The sequence below is a fragment of the Chloracidobacterium sp. N genome, from assembly GCF_018304765.1.
Lineage (GTDB): Bacteria > Acidobacteriota > Blastocatellia > Chloracidobacteriales > Chloracidobacteriaceae > Chloracidobacterium > Chloracidobacterium aggregatum.
This window is the reverse complement of the sequence record NZ_CP072643.1, coordinates 767,926-787,979: the sequence shown is the minus strand read 5'-3', so window position 1 is coordinate 787,979 and position 20,054 is coordinate 767,926. Positions and strand designations below refer to the sequence as shown.

Below are 20,054 nucleotides of genomic sequence, written 5' to 3'. Positions count from 1 at the left end.
CAGATTCGCGCTGACCGGATGTGCCCAGGCTAAAACGTCTTGAACATGCTCTTGAGCGCGCTCCCGATCACATCGGTCAGCGTATGCGTGGCCGCGCCCCACCACAAGCCGATGAACGCCACCAGCCACACCTTGCCGTCCACGGCGCGGAACAGACGCGACATGTGATGCCCGGCTGTTTGCAGGGTCCGTACGGCCTGATCGCCATCGGCCGGCAGCCCGTCAATCCAGACTGCCCGCACGTAGAGCACAGCGGCCAGCGCCAGGGTCATCACCAGCGTGAAGTAGCCCACCCGCAGCCAGGTGCTCCACAGCAGGCCGTGTGTCCAGTGTGACCGGTGCGGAAAGAGCTTTTTGTAGGGGTACCACAACCAGCGCAGGATGCCCCAGCGCGTGTACTGCTTGCTGTGCGTGTCGAGGTCGGGGCCGAACATCAGCCCGCCAAAGAGCATCGTTGCCGTCCCCAGCACCGTCAGCCCCACGTGGCGTGTCAGAAAGAACAACCCGACGGCCGTGGGTACGGCCAGGGCGTACGTCACCAGGTCATGCGTTCGGCCGGAAGGCATCGTCCTCTCACCCGTCTCAACCGTGTCAGTGCGCTATGCCGTCAGGCGCTCACACGTTCAGGCACTGGCCGACTCATGCGCCAGCGCCTCGCGCAGCGCCCGTTTGAGCACCTTGCCCGTCGGACCAATCGGCAACTCCGTGCGAAACTCAATCAGGCGCGGGTATTTATACGCGGCCATCTGTGCTTTGCACCAGTCGCGGAGTTCGTCCTCCGTGATCGTGGCGCCCGGCTTGCGGACGACGTAGGCTTTGACTTCCTCGCCCAGCCGCTCATCGGGCACGCCAATGACCGTCACCAGCGAAACGGCCGGGTGCGTCATCATCACTTCCTCAATTTCGCGGGGATAGACATTGTAGCCGCCACGGATGATGAGGTCTTTCTTGCGGTCAACAATCGTGATGTAGCCATCTTCATCTATGAAGCCCATGTCGCCGGTGTGAAACCAGCCGTTGCGCATGGCTTCGGCCGTGGCCTCGGGCCGTTTGTAGTAGCCTTTCATCACACAGTGGCCACGCACGACAATTTCGCCCACCGTGCCGGTCGGCACGGGTTGGTCGTTTTCGTCGTGAACCCGGATTTCAATCCCCATCAGCGGTTGTCCGACCGTCCCCGGCTTCGGCGGCCTGGTGATCTGGTTATAGGACAGCACGCCGGTTTCGGACATTCCATAGCCTTCCAGCACAAGGGTCTTGAACTTCTCCCCAAAGGCGCGCATCAGCTCGACCGGCATGGGAGCTGCCCCGACGTTTGCAATCCTGAGCGTTTCGGCAATCGGGGAAACGTCTATGCCGTGCTCGTTGGCGTAGTTGAGCAGCGCCCAGTACATCGTCGGCACAGCCGCCCAGGAGTTGATGCGCTCGGCGATCATGGTCTCAATGGTTTGTTTGGGATCAAAGCGCGGCAGCAGGACGGACGTACCGCCGGCATACATCACCACGCCAAACTGCGCAATCAGGGCCGTGGCGTGAAAGAGCGGGGCCGTGGAAAGCACCTTGAATTCGGCTTCGAGCCGGACATCCACGGTCGGCAGCAGCACGTCGCGCACGTGGATGAAGTTCAGAATGAGCTGCCAGTGCGTGAGTTCCGCCCCCTTGGGCTGCCCGGTCGTGCCCGAGGTGTAGAGCATCAGCGCCGTATCGAACGGACTGACCGGCGGGCGCTCACAAGTTGGCGGCTGGTTGGCCATCAATTCCGCCAGCGTGATGGCGCCGGACAGCGCCGGTGGACGGTCAGGACTGGCCGGCATGACGACGAACGTCTCGCACATGGGCGCTTCCTGGAGCGCCGCCTGCGCCATCTGCGCCATGGGCAGTTCCGGGAGACCTTCAAAGCAGAGAAGGGCTTTGGCGTCACAGTCGTTGAGGTGATAGGCAATCTCACGGGGCTTGAGCAGGACGTTGAGCGGCACAACCACCGCGCCGGCCTTGAGGATGCCGAAAAAGGCCATGGGAAAGTAGGCCACATTCGGACACGACAGCGCCACGTGGTCGCCGGGCTGAATGCCCCGCGCCCGCAGACCGTTGGCAATCTGATTGGCCGCCGCCGCAAGTTGGGCATAGGTCAAACGGGCCGGCCCGGCGATGACGGCCAGCCGGTCAGGACGATGTACGGCATGATGGTCGAGGATGGAAGCAATCGAATACGTGGCAGCAGCAGGAAGCACCATGACACACACCTTTTCAGAGAGATTGACGCATCCGGCAGACACGACCCGGAATGGGCCGGACCGACGCAGGCAGATGGCAACTATCGTGGCGGGTCACTTTGCGCGCGTCAACCGCCTTCGCCTTACCTGAAAGAACTCATCCACCCGAAGCCGGCAGCGGCGGTTCACTCACTGGTCACATTCAGAACAGCCCGGTCTGATGCGGTTCCGGCATCACCGGCGCAATCAGCGATGCGTCATCGTTGGTCACGACATTGACGGCGCGCGATACCGGATAGAGCTGCATGGCTTCGGCCGGATAGGGGCGCAGCAACCGGTCGAGCCGGTCGGGATCGTTTTCTTCCAACCAGCGTCGCTCGTCCTCCGGCGGCAGGATGACCGGCATGCGCGCGTGGACCGAGGCCAGCAGGGGGTTGGCCTGCGTCGTCACCACCGTGCAGGAACGCAGCACGCTGCCGTCAGGCGCGGGACGTTCGTCCCACAGGCCGGCCAGTGCAAAGGGGCCGCCGTCCTTGAGGATGGCCCGGAACGGCGTCCGCGTGCCATCCTGGTTCTTGCGCCATTCGTAGAAACCGTCACAGAGCACCCAGCAGCGCCGCCGCCGGAAACTTTCCCGAAAGGAAGGTTTTGTGCGCAGGGTCTCGGCGCGGGCATTGATGAGGGGTGGCCCGGAGGTGTCCTTTTGCCAGGCCGGGAGCAGCCCCCAGCGCGCGCTGGAAAGCGTGGTTGGCGCGTCGTCAAACACGACGGCCACCGGCTGCGTCGGCGCAATGTTGTAGCGCAGGCGCAGCGCAACCTGGGCGGTCGTCAGACCAAAGCGCGTCATCAAAGCTTCCTGGGGTGTGGTCAGCGTGTAGCGTCCGCACATGAGGTGGAAACCTTTTACGGGCAGGTTCTGCCGGACAGGCGCTGCCTCCCGGCGGCGCTGCCGGCGTTCATTCAATCCTGGCAATCGCCATCGTGATGCGCGATTCAGCCTCCTGGGGCTGGACGCGCGGCAGCGTGATGGTAAAGCGACTGCCCTGCCCGGGACCGTCCGACATGACTTCGATACCACCGCCATGCGCGTCAATGTAGCTTTTGGCAATGGTGAGACCGAGACCTGTGCCGCGCGTGTTGAACTCGAACCGCCCGGACGAATGCCGTGACGTATCCCGGCCGGTGTAGAACCGCTCAAAGATGTGAGGCAAATCGGCGGCATCAATGCCGATTCCGTTGTCGGCAATTTCAACGGTGACGAATGTTTCCCCGCCCGTCACGGTTACAGCAATCTCGCCGCCATCTGGGGTGAACTTGATGGCGTTTTGAATGACGTTGAGAAACGACAGGTTGAGTTTGTGGGCATCGCCTTCAATCTGGGTGTTGCCGCTGGCCACGAACAGCACCTGCTGCCGGCGCCTGGACGTAAAGACGCTGACCTCCTCCAGAATCTCGCGCAGCAATGACTCGACGATGACAGGCTCGCGCTGGAGACCAATGTAGCCTTCCTGAATCTTGAGCACCTCGAAGATGTCCTCGACAATCCGCGCCAGTCGGTCGGTGGTTTTCAGGCAGGTGGCCAGGGCCATCTGCTGGCGTTCAGTAGGCGGGTCAAACGCGCCAAACGCCAGGGCTTCGAGAAAGCCCTTGATGACCGTCAGCGGGGTGCGCATCTCGTGCGAGGTGACAGCCAGGAAGTTGTTTTTCATGACATCGAGTTCCTGCATCCGGGCCACGACTTCCTGTTCACGGCGGTAGAGACGCTCGGCCCGCTCGGCTGCTTCCCGGAGCTGGCGGTTGATGGTGGCATTCTCGATAGCCACAGCCGCCTGGTGGGTCAGCCCCTCAATGAGGTCACTGTCCCGCTCGGTAAAGGGTTCCCGTCCGGGCGGACGCCGGATGTCCAACACGCCAATCGTCACGCCGCTGCGGTTGCGGATGGGCACATCCACGATGCCGTGAACCCCATACACCTCGATGAGTTCAGGATGCGCCAGGTCAGGGCAGGTGCGGACATCATTGACAATCCGTGGCTTCCCTGTCGCCGCCACACTCCCGGCCACGCCCTTGCCCAGCGGAAAGGGGACTTCACAATCTTCCCAGGCTTTTCCATTCCAGACGTGGCGAAAGACCAGCGTATCGCCCTCCATTAGGCCAATCCCGCCCGGCTCACCCCGTACCAGCAGCGCGCTCTCCGAGGCAATCTTGCGCAGGACTTCCCCCACATCCAGAGTCGAGTTGATGACGCGCGTGCTGTCGAGCAACTGCCGCAGCGCCGCAATGCGCAGTTCCTGATGGCGTCGGATTTGGCGTACCCGCAGGTCATACAGGGCATAGCCAAAGCCAAACAGCGCCAGGGCATAGAGCACGTAGGCCCAGGGTTGCCGCCACGGTGCCGCCTGAATGGAAAACGACAGGGTGACGGGCCTGACCATCTGCCCCGTGGCATCCCGCGCCCAGACCGTGAGCGTGTAGTTCCCCGGCGGCAGATTTGAGCAGTCGCGCCGGGTGCGTCCTGTCCAGGGGGTCGGTTCGGCATCGTAAGGGACAAGTTGCGTGCGGTACATCACCTCCTGCCCACGCCGCAGCACGGGCAGGACAAAGTGAAACGAAAGGTCGCGCAGCGCATGGGGGAAAGCCAGCCCGGGCGACGGGGACAACAGGGTATCCTCCGCAGTGGCGATGTGCACCAGCAGTTTTCCCGGTGTCTCTTCGGCAGGAAAGATATGTGTGTCGAGGACAGCCAGGCCACGCACCGTCCCCACCCAGGCCCGGCCCCGGCGATCACAGCCGGCGCGCCCGAAGTTGCATTCATTGCTGGGCAGACCGTCTTCCACGGTAAAGGTTCTCAGCGCACGCTCCGAACCTTCACGCGCCCCGTCCAGCGCCAGACACACGACGCCCCGGTTGGTCGTCGCCCACAACCGGCGGTGGTCATCCTCGAACAGGTGATACACCACATCGTTGGGAAGCGCGGGCGTGGTCCGGGTGTTGAGGTGTTCGAGGATGCGCGGGGGGGCAGCCGGTTCGAGACACACCAGACCCCCACCCTGCAAACCACACCACAGCCGGGTGTGGCCGGCGGCGTCACGGGTCACATGCAGGGCATTGACCATCGGCTGCCCACTCAGCCCAAGCTCAAAACGCTTCCACCCGGCCGCCGTCCGGCAGGCAATGCCCTGGTCAAGGCCGGCCCAGAGCTGCACTTCCCCATCCGGGCCGGACACTTCAGCCACCGTGTACACGGCTTCATTTTCGAGACCCAACGACTCGCTTTCGCCCGTATCGGGACGCAGGGCCAGCACCCCCCGGTTGGTTCCCACATACAGCCGCGCCGGCGCTGTCGCAGTACGTGATGGACACAGAACATGAATGTGGGCATCCGCCGGGACGGAATCAACACGCGAAGCGCGCAAGGGACGTCTGTTCTCTGCGAGTTGCCACAAACCGGCCGTGGCCGTGCCAATCCACAGCACCCGCCGGCCCGGTTGCCCGGTTGTCAGCAGCGTGCGGACGTTGTCGGCCGGGAAGCCCTGTTCGGGGCCAATGGTTGCCCATGTGCCACGCTCCCACCTGGCCAATCCGGCCAGCGTTCCGGCCCAGAGAATTTCCGTGCCATCGGCGGCGTCCCAGACTTCGGTGCACCAGGCCATGTCGGAAGGTAGCCCCTGCGCCTTTGACAGTGACCACCATGCGCCGTGGTGCAGGTAGGTCACGCCACCGCCGCCGCCCTGTCCGATCCAAATCCCGCCACTGCGGGGTTGACTGATGAACAGGGAACGCACGAGGTCACTCGACAGCCCCTGGGCTGTTGCGTAGCGCCGCCACTGGCCGCCGGCTTGGGCGTACAGCCCCTGATTCGTGCCAATCCATACCAGGGGCCTGCCATCCGGGCCCTCGACTTCCAGCATGGCATTGATGGGCAGTGTTGCGAGTTCCGCTGGTATCCCTGACAACGGCTGCACCTGTCGGCCGACCACCAGGGCCGCGCCGCGTACCGTGCCGACCCAAACGCTGTCGGGCGCCAGCCGGCGGGACAGGCAGGTGATGTTGTTCGCTGGCAACCCCTCCGCAGTTGTCAATGGCTCCCACTGCTCGGTGCCCAGCACCTGCCGCCAGAGACCGCGGTCCTGCGTCCCCACCCACAGGGAGGGCGCCGGTTGGTCGGTGATGCCCAGGCACTGCACCACACAGCCCTGGAGCGGCAGGGCCGCTGGCGGGCGCTCCCACCGCTCGTCCCGGAAGCGAAACAGTCCGTCGTGCGTGCCAATCCACAGCCCCCCTGCCCTGTCGTCCGGTATGGCCAGCAGTGCAGTGATGTTGTTGGCGCGCTCACTGCCGAGCGAAAACACCCGCCACGGCTGGGACGGATGCGCCAGCGCATCGTAGCGACAGAGCCCGTTGGGCGTTCCCAACCAGACGCTGTCCCCGGTCACGGCCAGCGCCGTCACGAAGTTGGAACCCAGGGCGCGTGGCACAGGGACCGGCGTCCAGAGGTGGCCGTCGAAATAGGCCGCACCGTCCTGTGTCGCCGCCCAGAGTCGGCCCTGCTGGTCACGCACCAACGCCCGGATGGAGTTCTGGGGCAGCCCCTGCTGGTCGGTGTAGGTTTGCAGCGCCGGCTGGGCTATGCTGAGTGGCGTTGCGGCGGTTGGCGGCGACGATATTTTTCCCGGACGGGGAAGGGATTGCGGCTGCGCCCACCCTCCCAACAGACAAAGCCAGAAGCACAGCAGGACGCACCATGGGCAACGGCGTTCGGACCGACGCCGGACATAACTTCGCAGGGGATGGGCGGAAGCTGAATGCCCCTGCACGGTGGCTTTTCGCAAGGCGCTGCCCATGTTCAACACCATTTGAGCATGTGGCGTCCGAAGCTGGTGGGAGACCGGCTGATGGAACGTGGATATGGTGCACTGTGCGCGCCACATCCACGGCAAGTCAAGCAAAAGGTTCCGGCTGGTCAGGGGAAACCGGAATGTGTTAGAAAACGCACATCACATCCAGTAAGGATGCCGTTTATGACCCTGCCCTATGTGTCGCCGGCCGAGACGTCTTCATTGTCTTCAGCCCGAATCCTGGTGGTTGACGACGAGCCATTGATTCGTCAGTCCATTGGACAGGCCCTGCAGAAACAGGGTCATCAGGTTGCACTGGCCGCAGACGGGCGTGATGCCCTTGAGCAGCTTGGCGCAGCGACCTTTGAGTTGGTGGTCTGTGACATCAGCATGCCGCACCTGGATGGCATCGAGCTGTGCAACCTCGTGCGCAGCGACCCGCGGACGGCCGCCATACCGTTCCTTTTCCTCAGCGCCTACCAGGACATCGAAACCCGGCTCCAAGGACTGTCTGCCGGTGCCAGTGATTTTCTGGGCAAGCCGTTCAGCCTCGATGAGCTGGTCTATCGGGTCAACCGCCTGCTGACCAATCGCCGTTCCCCGCTCGTGGATGAAGCCCTTGAAGTCAACCCCAACCATCTGGGGCAGTTTTCCTTCGAGCAGGCGCTTCACGTCATTCGCAGCCAGGCGTTGAGCGGACTGCTGACGGTTATTTTCCCCCAGGGCGAGGTTGGGCGGGCTGTGTTCGAGCAGGGCAACCTGACGGCAGCGGAAATCGAAGCGGCCAACGGCGACAGTGTACTCGCGGGCTCTGTGGCGCTCGAATACCTCTTGCAGTCGCCACGGGTGACGTTCACGTTTTCCGGGCAGCAGACTCTCGACAACGCCGTGCTGATGACCCAGATCACACGGACGGTCGAATCGGAAGCCGGCTAGGAAGCAACGTTGTACGGGTGACACACCCGTGTCGTTTTTTCATTCTCAAGTAACGCCGGTGTGGGATAGGATGCGTCTGTCCTCCCGCCAACTTCTCTGACACGGACGTTCACCACCGATGACTGCCCCGCATACGACCTCATCGCCGGTTGACATTCTGGTTCTGGGCGGTGGCTTTGCCGGCCTCAACACCGCCTTCCAGTTGTCGAACTATCCCTGGACGCGCCCGGTGCGCATTACGCTCGTCGATCGCAACGACCGTTTCCTGTTCACGCCGATGGCCTACGAAATTCTCACCGGCGAAGTTGAGGTGTGGGAGATTGCCCCCTTGTACCGCGACATCCTCGGCAACCGGCCGGTGCGGTTCGTGCAGGGCGTCATTGAGCGGATTGACCTTGAAAAACGCCAGGTACAGGTTGGCGATACGACGCACCGGTACGACTATCTCGTGCTGGCGCTGGGGGGACGCCCCAACTTCCGGCAGGTGCCGGGCGCTGACAAATACTCGCAGCCGTTCTATGACCTGGCACACGTCCAGGCCTATCAGAAGCACCTGGCCCACACGCTCGACCGCGCCAGGCAGACCACTGATCCCAAGATGCGCAAGGCGCTGTTGAACTTTCTGGTGGTTGGCGCCGGCACCTGCGGCGTCGAAGTAAGCTGCAAGCTGGCCGATTACCTCGACGCGCAGGCCCGGGTGTACGGACTCGACCGCCAGGAAATGGAAATCCACCTCATTGACCGCAATGAGCGGATTCTGCGGGGTGTGGCCCACCGTCTGGAGCCGATTGCCCTCGACGCGCTGCGGCGGCGGCGGGTCAACCTGGTTCTGGACTGGGGCGTGACCAAAGTCACCCCGGAAGGCGTCGAAATCCGCTGCGACAAGCAGGGCACGCTCAAGCAGGTGGCGGCGGCCACCATCACCTGGACTGGCGGCATCGAGATGCATCCGCTTCTGACGGCCCTTCCCGTGGAGAAGGATGCGCACGGACGGATTCGGATCACGCAGCAGCTTGAAGTCCCCGGCCAGCGTGGCGTCTATGCACTGGGGGACGCCACGCATTTTCCGACCGACGATGGTCACGGGCTGCCAGCCACGGCCCAGGTTGCCGTCCGGCAGTCGGAAATTGCCGCGTGGAACATCCGCGCTGACATCGAAGGCTGGATGAAACTGCCCTACATTTACATCGGCCTTGGCGAAATGCTGACCCTGGGCATCGGAGAAGCCGGCGCGGATGCCTTTGGGATGTGCATCGGCGGCACGCTTGGCGCGGCCATGCGGCGTGCGGTTTATCTGACGAAGCTCCCGACGATGGGGCTGAAAGTGCGGGTGGGCGGCACGTGGACGGGTGAGATTGCGAAAAGCCTGCTCGCCACCGGCGAGCGCGCCGTGGATGCCGTCCGGCAGGCCGCCGCACAGGCCCAGACGAATCAGGCGGCCTAGCCGTATGTTCCGGCAGCTTCTTGACTGGCTTGTTCCCGGCCGGACTCCCCGGCAGCCCCCCAATCCGCCGGCCACCGGGGAAGCCGATCCGACGGCGGGCTGGACGGCGCGGCCGGCCCTGCCCCTGAAGCTGCACCTTCCCGCCGGCATCCTCAACGACCGTATTTCCCTGGGTGATCACTACCGGGTTCTGAGCCGGCTGGGACGCCCCGGCAATCCCCAGCCCTACGCCGCCGACCGCTTTCAGTACCCGTCCATGGGACTGACCGTGGAAGGGACGCGCGAGCGCATTGAATACTTTGAATTCATCATCGGCCCCGAAGCGTGGGAATCGGACGTGACGCCGGCGCTGGTGACGCTTGAGTTCCCCGATGGCCAGCAACTGCGGCTCGATAGCCAAACCGATGAAGCCACGCTTACGGCGTACTTTGGGCCGCCCCTCGAACGTGACGCGGATGAAGATGAAATCATCGTGCGTCACGAGCTGGATGGAAAACTGCTGGATTGGGAGTTGACGCCACAGGGCAAACTCAAACGGTTGCACGTTGAGTTGCCGCTGCCGCCACCGGCCAGCACCGGCTGACCACGGCCATACCGGGCAGTTGTCCACCCGGCTGAAGCTTCGGCGTTTCCTGTCGGGTCCGGCCTGGCTCAGCCAGACTCCTCCGGCCTAAGCAGCCTCTCGCGCTGCATGGCTTCGCGCAGGCGCCTGATGGCGCGCGCATGCAGGCGCGATCCCCACGAACGTGACAGCCCCAGTTCGGCCGCGTAGTCCGCCGCGCTCCGTCCCTTGAAATACAGGGCCTCGATGGTGGCGCGGTCCTCATCGGGCAGTTGCGCCACAAGGCGCATCATCCGGCCGATGAGGTCATCCCGCTCCAGGGCGCTGGCAAAATCCAGGCTCCGGTCATCGGCAATCGTGAGTTCCTCGTGATCGAGCGACAGCAGGTAAATCGGGATGAGACTTTCAAGCTGCGCCCGCGCGTCGGCAATGTCGTCATCGAGGGTCGTGCCATGGGCCGGACGCCCGGACTCCTCTTCAGCCAGACTGTGGAGAAAGTCCGTCGCGTTGGCTTCGGCACGTACGCGCCCGCCGTCCACCCGGGCAAAGCTGGCCATTTTGCGCACTTCGTCCCAGATGGCGCCCTTGATGTAGTAGTGGGCAAAGGTGACAAACGACACGCCCCGCGCCGGATTGTATTTTTCGGCGGCGCGCACCAAGCCCAGGTTGCCGTAGGCAATCAGGTCGTCGAGTTCGACACTGGGCGGCAACTTCCGCACGATGTCATAAGCAATCGTCCGCACGTAGTGCAGATGCTGCTCGATGAGCGCATCCCGCTGGATGTTGGGAGATGGCTGCGTTCCGCTCATGCCGTTTCGCGCCACCGTACGGAGTGACCGAATGTCACCCGGCGGCGGTACGGCGGCGCGCGGCCCGAGCGACGATGTGTTCTGGGTAGTTGCGGATTTCGACAAACTTCTGGGCCGCCAGTTTAGGAAAGTAGCGCGCAGCGGCCAACGCCAAGGGCGCAGTTTCGCCCCCAAGTGCCAGATGTTCCCACTTGGTGGCCCATTCGCGGGCAAACGCAACGGCTTCCGGCCCGGTCAGCCCTTCTTCGCGCGCGCGGGCAAGTCCATCCCGGTAGGCATGCCCCATTGCCACCGTAATCGTTCCCTCTCCGCCGTTGTACGCGCCCATGACAAACTTCCAGTATTCATCCCCCTGCGGCGTGCCGTAGCGCGAAAAGGCCATTTCCGTCAAGCGCTGCGCCTTGACGTGCAGCAACCGCGCAGCGGCCGGAATGGCCAGGCTCGGATTGAGCCGCTCGTCGCTTTCCGTTCCCGGAACGCCTACGGACAACCCCAGTTCGCGGGCTTCACGGCGGCCAATCTGGGCAATACCGGCGTAGCCATACTGGTTGACGACATCCGTGCGCAGCCCCGACTCCTGCACGAGCAAACTCTTGAGCAACTGGGGCGGCAATCCCGGACACAGGGCCACGGCCTGCTCGATGAGGGGATCGAGCGCGCTCGCTGCTGCCATTTTGTCCCTGCCGGTCACACGCGGCGCCGTTTCGCCGGATGGCGGCACGCCGAACGGCGGCGCGCCGAAGGGACGGTCGGAGACTCCCGGCGCAGCCGATGACTGAAGCGCCGCCAGGTCGTTGAGCATGGGCTGCACGAGCCGGGCGCTGATGTCGTTCCATTCATCGAGCAGTTCCGGCGACTGCGACAGGTCAGCCCCGATCAGCTCTGGATGGCGCGCCTGAAAGATCAGGTCCGTCAACTGCCACGGATCGGTAAAGCCGGACTGCACCGCCATGACGATGGTCCTGAGTTCTTCACGGGTCCGGCGCTGCGTCTCCGGGTCGTTGCCCAGAGCCTGTTCCAGGCGGGTTTCAAAGGCCGTTTTACCGGTGGCACGGGTGGCAGCGGCCGGTTGCCGCAGGAAGGCATCCGGTCGTATCCGTGCGGGGTCGGTGCGTTGAATGGTCTGCTCGTTTGCCATGGCGCTTCCCTGTCAAGCCAAACTCAAAACCCTGTCTTCCCTTTATCGCCGCCGACGCGGGGGCTTTGCAACGTTTCCGGCGCTCACGCGCAGTGCGCCCTATCCTTGGTTATCGTTCCATGTACAGCCATGTTGCGTGCACCTTGGGGAACGTCCGTGCCAAGACATACGCGACGCGCCCGGCGGTCTGTGCTAGCTTGCGCGGCGTCGTCAAACGGCTTGTGACAACTTGTTACGTGAAAGGAGTGTTCCAAATCCATGCGAAACCTCTGGAGGCGATACGCCTGGCTGCGATACGGACTCTGCCTGTGGGTCGTCCTTGGCCTGCTGCCCGTGGCCGCCACCGCCCACCAGCCCGATGAACCGAAGAAAGCTCCGGCTGTCGAAGGTGAATACGATATGGAAATCACCGTGACTGGCGCGGGGATTTTCCCTGTCGAGCTGAAGGTCATGCGCGACGAGCAGGGCAAACTCACCTGCGAATCCAAAGACCAGATCGGTGTGTCCATCACGGGCATCACCGTGGACGACGACGGGCAGGTGACGTTGACCGGCAACTACCAAGGCATGGAGTTCGAGTTCAAAGGCAAACTCGAAGGTGACACGATGAAGGGTGAATTCGACATTTCGGGCTACGCCGGCACGTGGGTGGCCACCCGCCGCAAGCCTTCAAAGGAATAATGGCGTAGGGCGAACGGCTGTTCGTCCCTGCCACCGGTCATCCCATGGCGCGCTGGGCCAGTTCGGCAAAAAGACGGGCCGTGGCGCCCATGCGGGCAAAGCGCTCGTCGTGCGTGAAGCCCTTCACATACCGGAAGTAGATTTGCTGGACGATGACCGCCACCTTGAACAGGGCAAACGCCTCGTGCCAGCGCATTTCACCTACATCCCGGCGGCTGGTTTCGGCATAGCGGGCGAGCAGTTCGGCGCGGGTCAGGTTGCCGGGCAGCGCCGTCAGCCCGAAACTCATGGCGTGGACTTCCGGCGGATCATCCCGCTCCACCCAGTAGGCAAGTGCTGTGGCCACGTCCGTCAGCGGATCGCCCACCGTAGCCATTTCCCAGTCCAGCACGGCGCGAATCCGGGTCAGATCGTCCGGGTCGAGAACGACGTTGTCGTACTTGTAATCGTTGTGAATGAGTGTGGCGGCGCTGTCTTCGGGAATGCGCGCCGTCACCCAGGCAATGACCCGTTCCATGGCCGGCACGTCATCGGTCTGGGCAGCGCGATACCGCTTGACCCAGCCCTCGACCTGACGGCGGACGTACCCGGCCCCCCGGTAGAGATCGTGCAATCCGGCGGCTTCAACATCCACGGCATGCAACTCAGCGAGGTGGTCAATGAAGTTTGTCGAAAGCCGGCGCATGGTTTCGGCATCGAGCGTGATGCCTTCCGGGACCCTGGTGCGCAGAATGATGCCCCGCACGCGCGTCATGACGTAAAACGGCACGCCTAACGGCGAACTTTCCGCCGGGATGTAGCACAGCGGCTGTGGCACGCGCGGATAGACCCGGTGCAGGCCCGACAGCACCCGAAACTCGCGGTGCATGTCGTGACCCGCCCGGATATGTTCCGCGCCGAAGGGCGGACGCCGCAGCACGTATTCCCGGTCGCCGCTCCGCAGGGCGTAGGTCAGATTGGAGTGCCCGGCCGGAAACTGCTCGATGATGAGCGGCGGGGCAAGCTCCGGGAGGTGCGGTTGCAGGCAGGCCAACAGCGCCTCTGCATCCAGGTCCTCACCAGCCCGGGGTGGACGCGGAGCATCAAGGGCAGAAAGCGGAATGGTCATCGGTGTGCCTCACTGGATGAACCGGCGCGGCCGGTCAGTCTCGGCAGTTGCGTCTGGACAGAGGTCTGGAAAAGGGGAAATAACATACCGTTGACCGGGCGACAACGGGCCGCCGGTTGTTACGGATGGGAATGGGACAGGAAAGATCATGACCTCACGACGGGCATTTCTGGCAACGGCCTTGCTGCTGGCCTCCGGCACGGGCTTGGGTGCGCCAGCGGCGGCGCACAAATTTCACGCCAGTTTTACGACCATTGAGTTCAATGCGGAAACCGGCTCGCTGGAGATTTCCCTGCGCGTCTTCAGCGATGATCTGGAAAACGCCCTCAGCCGCCAGGCGCGGCGGCGCATCGAACTCGACCGGACACCGGATGTCGCTGAGCTGGCCAGCGCCTACGTGCGGGAACGGTTCAGACTGCGCCGTACTGATGGCACACCGGTGCGGGTGGCGTGGGTCGGCATGGAGCAGCGGGTGGATATGACGTGGATATACATCGAAGCACCGGCTCCTGCTGGCTTCACCGGACTGGAAGCCCTAGTGACGGTCTTCTTCGAGCTGTTCCGCGACCAGAAAAACAACGTTTCATGCAAGGATGCGCAGGGCAAGCGCCACGACATCCTGTTTCGTCCCAGCGACAACACCTTCAAACCGCTGGTGCCAGCTTCCTGATGATGGTGGTGTTCGACTTTACAGACCCGACGGCCGCCACCGCCTGGTACGCCATTGGCGATCAGGTCATGGGCGGCTGTTCGTCCGGGCAGTTGCGTCCGACGAACCACGGCTTTGCCGTCTTTGAAGGTGTGGTGTCTCTGGCCAACAATGGCGGCTTTGCTTCCGTGCGCTCGGTCCCCCTTGCGCAGCGCCTGCCGCCCCGGGCGGTGTTTGTCATCGAGGCCAGAGGTGATGGGAAAACCTACAGGTTCGTGGTGCGTACCGATGCGGCTTTTGACGGCCTGGCCTATCAGGCCACCTTCACGCCTGCGCCCAACACCTGGCAGACCTGCCGGTTTGCCGCAGCCGACTTTGTGCCGACGTTTCGCGGCCGCCCTGTTCCGGCCCCGCCCCTGCGGACGGAAGCCACGACGACTGTGGGCCTGATGATTGCCGGCAAACAGGCCGGCCCCTTTGCCCTGGCCCTGCGGCGGTTGGTGGTTCTCACCGAAGCCTGACCGGCGCGGCTTCCGTGTGGCGCACACTTTGAGCAGGCAGGGCAGACATTTCGCTGGCAACTGGCCGGCTCAAAAACATGCTGCCCTGACGCAACATCGGACGCGGCCAACCGATAACGGAAGTGAGGACCGACAGTGTCGGCACACCACGATGGATGGGAGACTTGAACGCGATGGCACGGCTCAACGGGGTTACACGGACACCGGCGACTTCTTCACAGACTCCAACCACCGGCACCCAACACCTGATCCGGCGCGGGGAAACCCTGTCGGGCATTGCACAGCGTTATGGGACAACGGTGGATGCGCTCCTGCAGGCCAACCGCCAGATCAGAAATCCGAACCTCATTTACGCCGGACAGACGCTGACGATTCCAACGACCCGTAACACAAGTGCGCCGAACCAGGCCGGCAGTCAGGCTGGCAGCCAGTATGTCGTGCGCCGGGGCGATACGCTTTCCGAAATTGCCGCCCGCAACGGCATTGATCTGGCGCGGCTCATCAAGGCCAATACGCAGATTCAGAATCCCAACCTCATCTATCCCGGACAGGTCATCAACCTGCCGGGCCGCCAGGTGGCAACTCCGGCTCCGGCGCGCCCTAATCCAGTCCAACCCAGCCCAACTCAACCTGGTCCGGTGCCCTCACGCCCGACGCCCGCGCCCTCCCAACCGACCACGCCTGCGCCGCCCCGGGTGGACACCACCGCCCCGGTTGGCACGATTCCACGCACCGGCAACGCCTTCATTGATTCGATTGCAGCCGATGCCATCCGCAGCCAGCGGACAACCGGTGTGCCAGCGTCAGTGACGATTGCCCAGGCCATTCTCGAAAGCGGCTGGGGACGTTCGGAGTTGACCCGCCAGGCCAACAACTACTTCGGCATCAAGGGCACAGGGCCGGCCGGGTCGGTCACGATGCGGACGCGCGAGGTCTTCAACGGCCGCGAGGTCTATGTCAACGCCCAGTTCCGCAAGTACAACTCGGCAGCCGAGTCCTTCGCCGACCACGCCCAGTTCTTCATCCGCAATCCACGCTATGCCACCGCCATGCGGCACACCAACGACGCCTTCCGCTTCGCCGCTGAGATTCACAAGGCCGGATACGCCACCGACCCGAACTACACCAAACTGCTCCACAGTCTCATGCGCGAGTACAATCTGACGCGCTTTGACGCCATTGCGCGGAATGGCAACGCCACACCGGCACCGCCTCCGGCAGCGCCAACCCCGGCACCTGCGCCCTCGGCACCGCCGGCGGCCGGCACGCGGGAGCACCGGGTTCGGGTCGGCGACACGCTCTCCGGTATTGCCCAGCAGTACGGGACGACCGTCGCGGCGCTTCAGCGCGCCAATCCCAGCATCACCAACCCCAACCTCATCTATCCGGGCCAGCGCATTGTGATTCCCGGCAGCGGCAGCACGAATGGCAGTCGGCCAGCGCCGACACCAGCCCCGTCCACCCCGCCGACCTCCGGCTCGCCTGTGCCTCCTAGCCGGGGATTGCCACGCACGGAAGGGATGACCACAGCCCAGAAGTTCGCCCTGTATGCCAACTACATCGAGCGCCACGGCTCCGCTCAGGCCAAGGCCGATCTGGCCGCCGGACGGACGGTGATTCTGGGGCTGCGCGTGGAGACCAACACCCGCGCCAATGGTGGGCAGGGCGTCTATGACGACCGCATCGTGACCCTGCGCAAGCTGCCCAACGGCCAGTTCCAGGTGACAGAACTGCGCGCCAACACAGAACCGGGCAGCCAGTATGAAGATGGCTGGTCAGGACGGACGCGGCGCCCGATGGGCGTGGACAGCAACCGGGATGGCCGGCTCGACCTGGGGCGGCTGGTGGATGGCACGCACGAATATATGCGCGCCAATGTCGGCCCCAACTTCGGCCCGACCCAACCCGACGGGAACAACATCCTGATGCCCACGACAAGCCGCCCGGTCGTGCGCGACACCAACCACGACGGTGTCTTCGATGAGCGCGATCGCAACCGGAACAGCTTTGAGGGACAGACGATGTACTTCCACCGTGGCGGCACGACCAACACCTACTCGGCCGGATGCCAGACCATGCCCCAGAGTGAGTTCAACCGCTTCTGGGATTCGCTTGGCAACCAGCAGCGGTTCCAGTACGTTTTGGTCACGGTTGGCTAGGAACAACCGCATCGCACTGGCGGTGCAGGAAAGGACAGACATCTATGAGCGGACAAATTGGTGGCATTGCGCCCGGCGTTCCCACGCCGGGCACTTCCAACCATCCCCACGGAGCACAGTCACCCGCGACTGGCGGCAAATCCTTTGAATCCATTATGCAGCAGACAGCCGGGCAACCGACCGATGTGCTCCACCAGGGAAGCGGTACGTCGGGCCTGACCTTGGAGCAACTCCGTGCTGACCTGATGCAACGCTTAGCCAACCCAAACGCCAACGACTTTGGAATTTCCTTTGACCAGGCGCGGCTGCGGATTTCTGCTCTGCGGGATGGTATCCACGGCATGGCTCCCGACCGGCGCTCGCCGGATATGCTGGCGCGGTTTTCACAGGTTGAAAACCAGTGGATGCAGATTGAGGCGATGCTCAATTCCGACCGGGAGCTGTCGCAGGGGGAACTGCTCGGCCTGCAGGCGCGCATGTACCAACTGACTCAGAACATCGAAATTCTGAGCAAGGTCGTGGACCAGGTCACAGGCGGCATCAAGACCGTTCTTCAAACGAACGTTTGAATTGCCCGGCCTGGCTTCCTCCACTCGCCAGGCGGTGAGTTGACAGGCGACTTGGAACCGTTACAATCGGCATGCCGAGCTTCCCGTTCAGTTCCGGTAAATCCTTACCGGAGTTGAACTTGAAGCAAGCTGCCAAGCTGTGCGTCAAGTCTTTGATGAGATGTCCGCCGCACAGCCGCCCCCACCACATTCGACACGAAGGGCATTGTGCCGATGAAGCAGCACCGCAGACCACGCCGAGGTGGCAGTCACAGCAACAACCAGAATGGCAATGTTGCCAAAAGCTCCAAGGGAAAACGCCCCGGACAACCAAATCAGAATGGGTTGCCCCAGTATGCCGATGAGGTGTACGAATCCGCTGTTGCCCCACAATCACCGGCTGAACTCGAAGCCTATCTGGCAACGCAGATGCGGCGTCTCATCCATGCCCGTCAGGAGCAGGAACGGGCGCTGCGCCAGATTCGGGCCCTGGGCGAGCAACTCGCGCAGGAAGGCACGCCGCCACAGGTCCAGGAGCAGTACGCGCAGGCAGTCGCCCTCTGGCAATCGTCCCGCCGCAATGGGGTGAGTGCCCGGCAGAAACTGCTGTTTGCCATGTCTGAAAAGCTCATGATTGATACCAACCAGCCATGACGGAAGTTGGGACCTCCCCGCCAGTCACGCTTGACGAATCCCTTGTCAACCGTATCCACGAGTTGGCCCGCGCCCTTGGCGTGGCCTCCGACTCGTTTCTTCTCTCCGACTTTGCGGTGGTGGATGCCGACCTGCTGCGCCAGATTGCTGACGGTTTGACCCTGGCTTTCGTGACGCACTGCTACCACCACCATCCTCGCGGGGAGAACGTCTATGAGCTGATGGCGCTGGAAGAAAAAACCGCTCCCAACACACCGGAAGCGGCCGCGCTCGAAGCCCGTATCGAGGAAGCCGCGGCTGCCCAGATTCCCTTTGTGGTGAGCGTCAATCGCCTGCTCGAAGACTACTACCGCATCCGCTGTCAGATTGAGGCGCACCTGAGCGCGCTGTAGGGCGTCACGGCTGAAAAGCGTTCACCGGGCCCGGTTGATTCCGGTCAGGTTTCGCCGAGGTGCGAATCCAGCCACCAGCCGCCCAGCGCCGCAACGCCCACCGCAACTCCGCAAGCCAGGATGGTTGTCGTTGTGGAAACGCGGCTGGCGATGGCACCCGCTGCCAGTCCTCCCAGGGCGTACCCCCCTTGGAACGTCACCAGAAAGAGGCTCATCACGCGCCCGCGCACTTCATCCACCAGACCAAACTGGACGAGCGCCGTCAGTTGGCTCAGCAGGGCAATCAGTGCGCCGCCGGTGGCGACGATGGCCAGCGCCCCGGTGAGCGGTGAAGGCATCAGGGCAAAGAGGCACAGCGCGGCGCTCGTCGCCCCCGTCAGAAAGAGCGCGCGCCGCCCGCCGCCGACCGGTTTCGGACGCTGCGCAATGTAGAGCGAGCCCAGCACCGTCCCCAGTCCGTAAAGCCCAAGCAGCACGGTGTAGAGCCACGCCGGGCCATTCCAGGCTTCCCGTACGTGACCGGGCAGCAGCACCGGCACACAGCCCCCGAAGAACGTGGCCACAAAACACAGGACATAGACTTCGAGGAGCCCCGGACGCCGCTTCAGATAGTGGCGCACCTGCCGCATTTCCTGGGCCAGCGCCTGCCACAGGCTGAGCTTGGTCAGTGGCCGCAGTGGACGGGTAATCTTGGCAAAGGCATTCATCGTCGGGGCTTCTGGCGGGCGCTCCGGCACACGCCCGGCCACCACCAGCAGCAGCACAAAGGACAGACAGTTGGCCGCGTAGCACGCAGCCGGCCCCAGCATCAGCAAAACTCCACCTGCCGCCAGCGGGCCGACCATGCGCGCCACACTGAGTTGCAGCGAGTTGAGTGCCGTTGCCTGGGGAACTTCGCGGGTGGGCACCAGCCGTGGCAGCAGGGAGACATAGGCCACATTGGCAAAGGCCTGCCCAATGCCGGTTCCGCACGACAGCGCCAGAAGCCACCCCACCGTCGGCTGTCCGGTCACAAACAGCAGTGTCCCCCAGGCCGTACAAAGGATTTGCAGCAGGGAAGCCACCAGAAAAACCCGCCGCCGCTCGAACCGATCCACCACCACGCCGCTGGGAAAGGTCAGCAGAAACAGCGGCGACAACATCAGAAAGGCGTCCAGCCCCAGATACCAGGCGCTGCGCGTGGTTTCATAGATGAACCACGCCTGGGCGGTGTTCTGCATCCAGGTGCCGACATTCGACAGCAGGGCCGCGCCCAGCAACCACGCCAGCGCACGATGCTGCAACACCTGCCAACTTCCCCGCGCGGGCGCGTCCTGCTCCTGCGCCCGCAGCAGGTCCTGCATCAGCTCCGGGTCAAGAGCCCGAAAGTTGGTGGTGTCGTGGATGTTGCGCATGGCCGCAG

The 20,054-nt window shown here is 63.6% G+C and carries 18 protein-coding genes; 10 read left to right on the top strand and 8 right to left on the bottom strand.

Features of this window, described 5'->3' with window-relative positions; all coding sequences use genetic code 11:
* Window positions 1-29: 29 nt before the first annotated feature.
* The 4 genes from J8C05_RS14280 to J8C05_RS14265 form a co-directional block, all read right to left on the bottom strand.
* A complete protein-coding gene (locus tag J8C05_RS14280) occupies window positions 30-566 on the bottom strand; it encodes a metal-binding protein (RefSeq protein ID WP_211423422.1) in 537 nt (178 codons plus the stop codon).
* A 57-nt stretch (window positions 567-623) separates the two neighbouring features.
* Complete coding sequence (locus tag J8C05_RS14275; RefSeq protein WP_211423421.1) at window positions 624-2,234, bottom strand: long-chain-fatty-acid--CoA ligase; 1,611 nt, start codon at window positions 2,232-2,234, stop codon at window positions 624-626.
* Between the two features lie 181 nt (window positions 2,235-2,415).
* The gene (locus tag J8C05_RS14270) at window positions 2,416-3,102 is read right to left on the bottom strand and encodes an SOS response-associated peptidase (RefSeq protein WP_211423420.1); all 687 of its coding nucleotides are present in this window, start codon (window positions 3,100-3,102) and stop codon (window positions 2,416-2,418) included.
* 67 nt (window positions 3,103-3,169) lie between these two features.
* Complete coding sequence (locus J8C05_RS14265) at window positions 3,170-7,057, bottom strand: ATP-binding protein (RefSeq protein WP_211423419.1); 3,888 nt, start codon at window positions 7,055-7,057, stop codon at window positions 3,170-3,172.
* 177 nt (window positions 7,058-7,234) lie between these two features.
* Here J8C05_RS14265 and J8C05_RS14260 point away from each other — a divergent pair, with 177 nt between their 5' ends.
* From J8C05_RS14260 to J8C05_RS14250, 3 genes are all read left to right on the top strand, one after another.
* A complete protein-coding gene (locus J8C05_RS14260; RefSeq protein ID WP_211423418.1) occupies window positions 7,235-7,987 on the top strand; it encodes a response regulator transcription factor in 753 nt (250 codons plus the stop codon).
* Between the two features lie 118 nt (window positions 7,988-8,105).
* Entirely contained in the window at window positions 8,106-9,431 is a 1,326-nt protein-coding gene (locus J8C05_RS14255) for an NAD(P)/FAD-dependent oxidoreductase (RefSeq protein ID WP_211423417.1), read from the top strand.
* 4 nt (window positions 9,432-9,435) lie between these two features.
* Window positions 9,436-10,014 carry a hypothetical protein gene (locus tag J8C05_RS14250; RefSeq protein ID WP_211423416.1) on the top strand — a complete coding sequence of 193 codons (579 nt, stop codon included), beginning with the start codon at window positions 9,436-9,438 and terminating at the stop codon, window positions 10,012-10,014.
* Between the two features lie 68 nt (window positions 10,015-10,082).
* Here the strand turns inward: J8C05_RS14250 and J8C05_RS14245 are convergent, their stop codons facing one another.
* Window positions 10,083-10,802 (bottom strand): sigma-70 family RNA polymerase sigma factor, encoded by a 720-nt coding sequence (locus J8C05_RS14245; protein ID WP_211423415.1) that lies wholly within the window; start codon window positions 10,800-10,802, stop codon window positions 10,083-10,085.
* 34 nt (window positions 10,803-10,836) lie between these two features.
* Entirely contained in the window at window positions 10,837-11,940 is a 1,104-nt protein-coding gene (locus J8C05_RS14240; RefSeq protein ID WP_211423414.1) for a transglycosylase SLT domain-containing protein, read from the bottom strand.
* Window positions 11,941-12,198: 258 nt separating this feature from the next.
* Here J8C05_RS14240 and J8C05_RS14235 point away from each other — a divergent pair, with 258 nt between their 5' ends.
* Window positions 12,199-12,621 (top strand): hypothetical protein, encoded by a 423-nt coding sequence (locus J8C05_RS14235; protein ID WP_211423413.1) that lies wholly within the window; start codon window positions 12,199-12,201, stop codon window positions 12,619-12,621.
* Window positions 12,622-12,658: 37 nt separating this feature from the next.
* Here J8C05_RS14235 and J8C05_RS14230 read toward each other — a convergent pair whose 3' ends face one another.
* Window positions 12,659-13,729, bottom strand: coding sequence for a phosphotransferase family protein (locus J8C05_RS14230; protein WP_211423412.1), 1,071 nt, complete (start codon window positions 13,727-13,729; stop codon window positions 12,659-12,661).
* Between the two features lie 148 nt (window positions 13,730-13,877).
* On the opposite strand from J8C05_RS14230, the gene J8C05_RS14225 reads away from it, so the two are divergent.
* The 6 genes from J8C05_RS14225 (at window position 13,878) to J8C05_RS14200 (ending at window position 18,652) form a co-directional block, all read left to right on the top strand.
* Window positions 13,878-14,399: a DUF6702 family protein gene (locus J8C05_RS14225; RefSeq protein ID WP_211423411.1), complete on the top strand. Its 522-nt coding sequence runs from the start codon at window positions 13,878-13,880 to the stop codon at window positions 14,397-14,399.
* Window positions 14,399-14,899, top strand: a complete 501-nt coding sequence (locus tag J8C05_RS14220) for a CIA30 family protein (RefSeq protein ID WP_246840773.1) — start codon at window positions 14,399-14,401, stop codon at window positions 14,897-14,899. The genes J8C05_RS14225 and J8C05_RS14220 overlap by 1 nt, the downstream gene beginning before the upstream one ends.
* Before the next feature lie 173 nt (window positions 14,900-15,072).
* The gene (locus J8C05_RS14215; RefSeq protein ID WP_211423410.1) at window positions 15,073-17,058 is read left to right on the top strand and encodes a LysM peptidoglycan-binding domain-containing protein; all 1,986 of its coding nucleotides are present in this window, start codon (window positions 15,073-15,075) and stop codon (window positions 17,056-17,058) included.
* Window positions 17,059-17,102: 44 nt separating this feature from the next.
* The gene (locus J8C05_RS14210; protein ID WP_211423409.1) at window positions 17,103-17,627 is read left to right on the top strand and encodes a hypothetical protein; all 525 of its coding nucleotides are present in this window, start codon (window positions 17,103-17,105) and stop codon (window positions 17,625-17,627) included.
* A gap of 213 nt (window positions 17,628-17,840) precedes the next feature.
* Window positions 17,841-18,260 carry a hypothetical protein gene (locus tag J8C05_RS14205; RefSeq protein WP_211423408.1) on the top strand — a complete coding sequence of 140 codons (420 nt, stop codon included), beginning with the start codon at window positions 17,841-17,843 and terminating at the stop codon, window positions 18,258-18,260.
* Entirely contained in the window at window positions 18,257-18,652 is a 396-nt protein-coding gene (locus tag J8C05_RS14200) for a hypothetical protein (RefSeq protein WP_211423407.1), read from the top strand. Before J8C05_RS14205 ends, J8C05_RS14200 begins: the two co-directional genes overlap by 4 nt.
* Before the next feature lie 44 nt (window positions 18,653-18,696).
* Here J8C05_RS14200 and J8C05_RS14195 read toward each other — a convergent pair whose 3' ends face one another.
* Window positions 18,697-20,046 (bottom strand): MFS transporter, encoded by a 1,350-nt coding sequence (locus J8C05_RS14195; RefSeq protein ID WP_211423406.1) that lies wholly within the window; start codon window positions 20,044-20,046, stop codon window positions 18,697-18,699.
* Between the last annotated feature and the right edge of the window lie 8 nt (window positions 20,047-20,054).

Bases quoted from the DNA above. Each gene is read 5' to 3' on its own strand.
- J8C05_RS14280 (WP_211423422.1), bottom strand. From the start codon at position 566: ATGCCTTCCGGCCGAACGCATGACCTGGTGACGTACGCCCTGGCCGTA.
- J8C05_RS14275 (WP_211423421.1), bottom strand. From the start codon at position 2,234: ATGGTGCTTCCTGCTGCTGCCACGTATTCGATTGCTTCCATCCTCGAC.
- J8C05_RS14270 (WP_211423420.1), bottom strand. From the start codon at position 3,102: ATGTGCGGACGCTACACGCTGACCACACCCCAGGAAGCTTTGATGACG.
- J8C05_RS14265 (WP_211423419.1), bottom strand. From the start codon at position 7,057: ATGGGCAGCGCCTTGCGAAAAGCCACCGTGCAGGGGCATTCAGCTTCC.
- J8C05_RS14260 (WP_211423418.1), top strand. From the start codon at position 7,235: ATGACCCTGCCCTATGTGTCGCCGGCCGAGACGTCTTCATTGTCTTCA.
- J8C05_RS14255 (WP_211423417.1), top strand. From the start codon at position 8,106: ATGACTGCCCCGCATACGACCTCATCGCCGGTTGACATTCTGGTTCTG.
- J8C05_RS14250 (WP_211423416.1), top strand. From the start codon at position 9,436: ATGTTCCGGCAGCTTCTTGACTGGCTTGTTCCCGGCCGGACTCCCCGG.
- J8C05_RS14245 (WP_211423415.1), bottom strand. From the start codon at position 10,802: ATGAGCGGAACGCAGCCATCTCCCAACATCCAGCGGGATGCGCTCATC.
- J8C05_RS14240 (WP_211423414.1), bottom strand. From the start codon at position 11,940: ATGGCAAACGAGCAGACCATTCAACGCACCGACCCCGCACGGATACGA.
- J8C05_RS14235 (WP_211423413.1), top strand. From the start codon at position 12,199: ATGCGAAACCTCTGGAGGCGATACGCCTGGCTGCGATACGGACTCTGC.
- J8C05_RS14230 (WP_211423412.1), bottom strand. From the start codon at position 13,729: ATGACCATTCCGCTTTCTGCCCTTGATGCTCCGCGTCCACCCCGGGCT.
- J8C05_RS14225 (WP_211423411.1), top strand. From the start codon at position 13,878: ATGACCTCACGACGGGCATTTCTGGCAACGGCCTTGCTGCTGGCCTCC.
- J8C05_RS14220 (WP_246840773.1), top strand. From the start codon at position 14,399: ATGATGGTGGTGTTCGACTTTACAGACCCGACGGCCGCCACCGCCTGG.
- J8C05_RS14215 (WP_211423410.1), top strand. From the start codon at position 15,073: ATGGCACGGCTCAACGGGGTTACACGGACACCGGCGACTTCTTCACAG.
- J8C05_RS14210 (WP_211423409.1), top strand. From the start codon at position 17,103: ATGAGCGGACAAATTGGTGGCATTGCGCCCGGCGTTCCCACGCCGGGC.
- J8C05_RS14205 (WP_211423408.1), top strand. From the start codon at position 17,841: ATGAAGCAGCACCGCAGACCACGCCGAGGTGGCAGTCACAGCAACAAC.
- J8C05_RS14200 (WP_211423407.1), top strand. From the start codon at position 18,257: ATGACGGAAGTTGGGACCTCCCCGCCAGTCACGCTTGACGAATCCCTT.
- J8C05_RS14195 (WP_211423406.1), bottom strand. From the start codon at position 20,046: ATGCGCAACATCCACGACACCACCAACTTTCGGGCTCTTGACCCGGAG.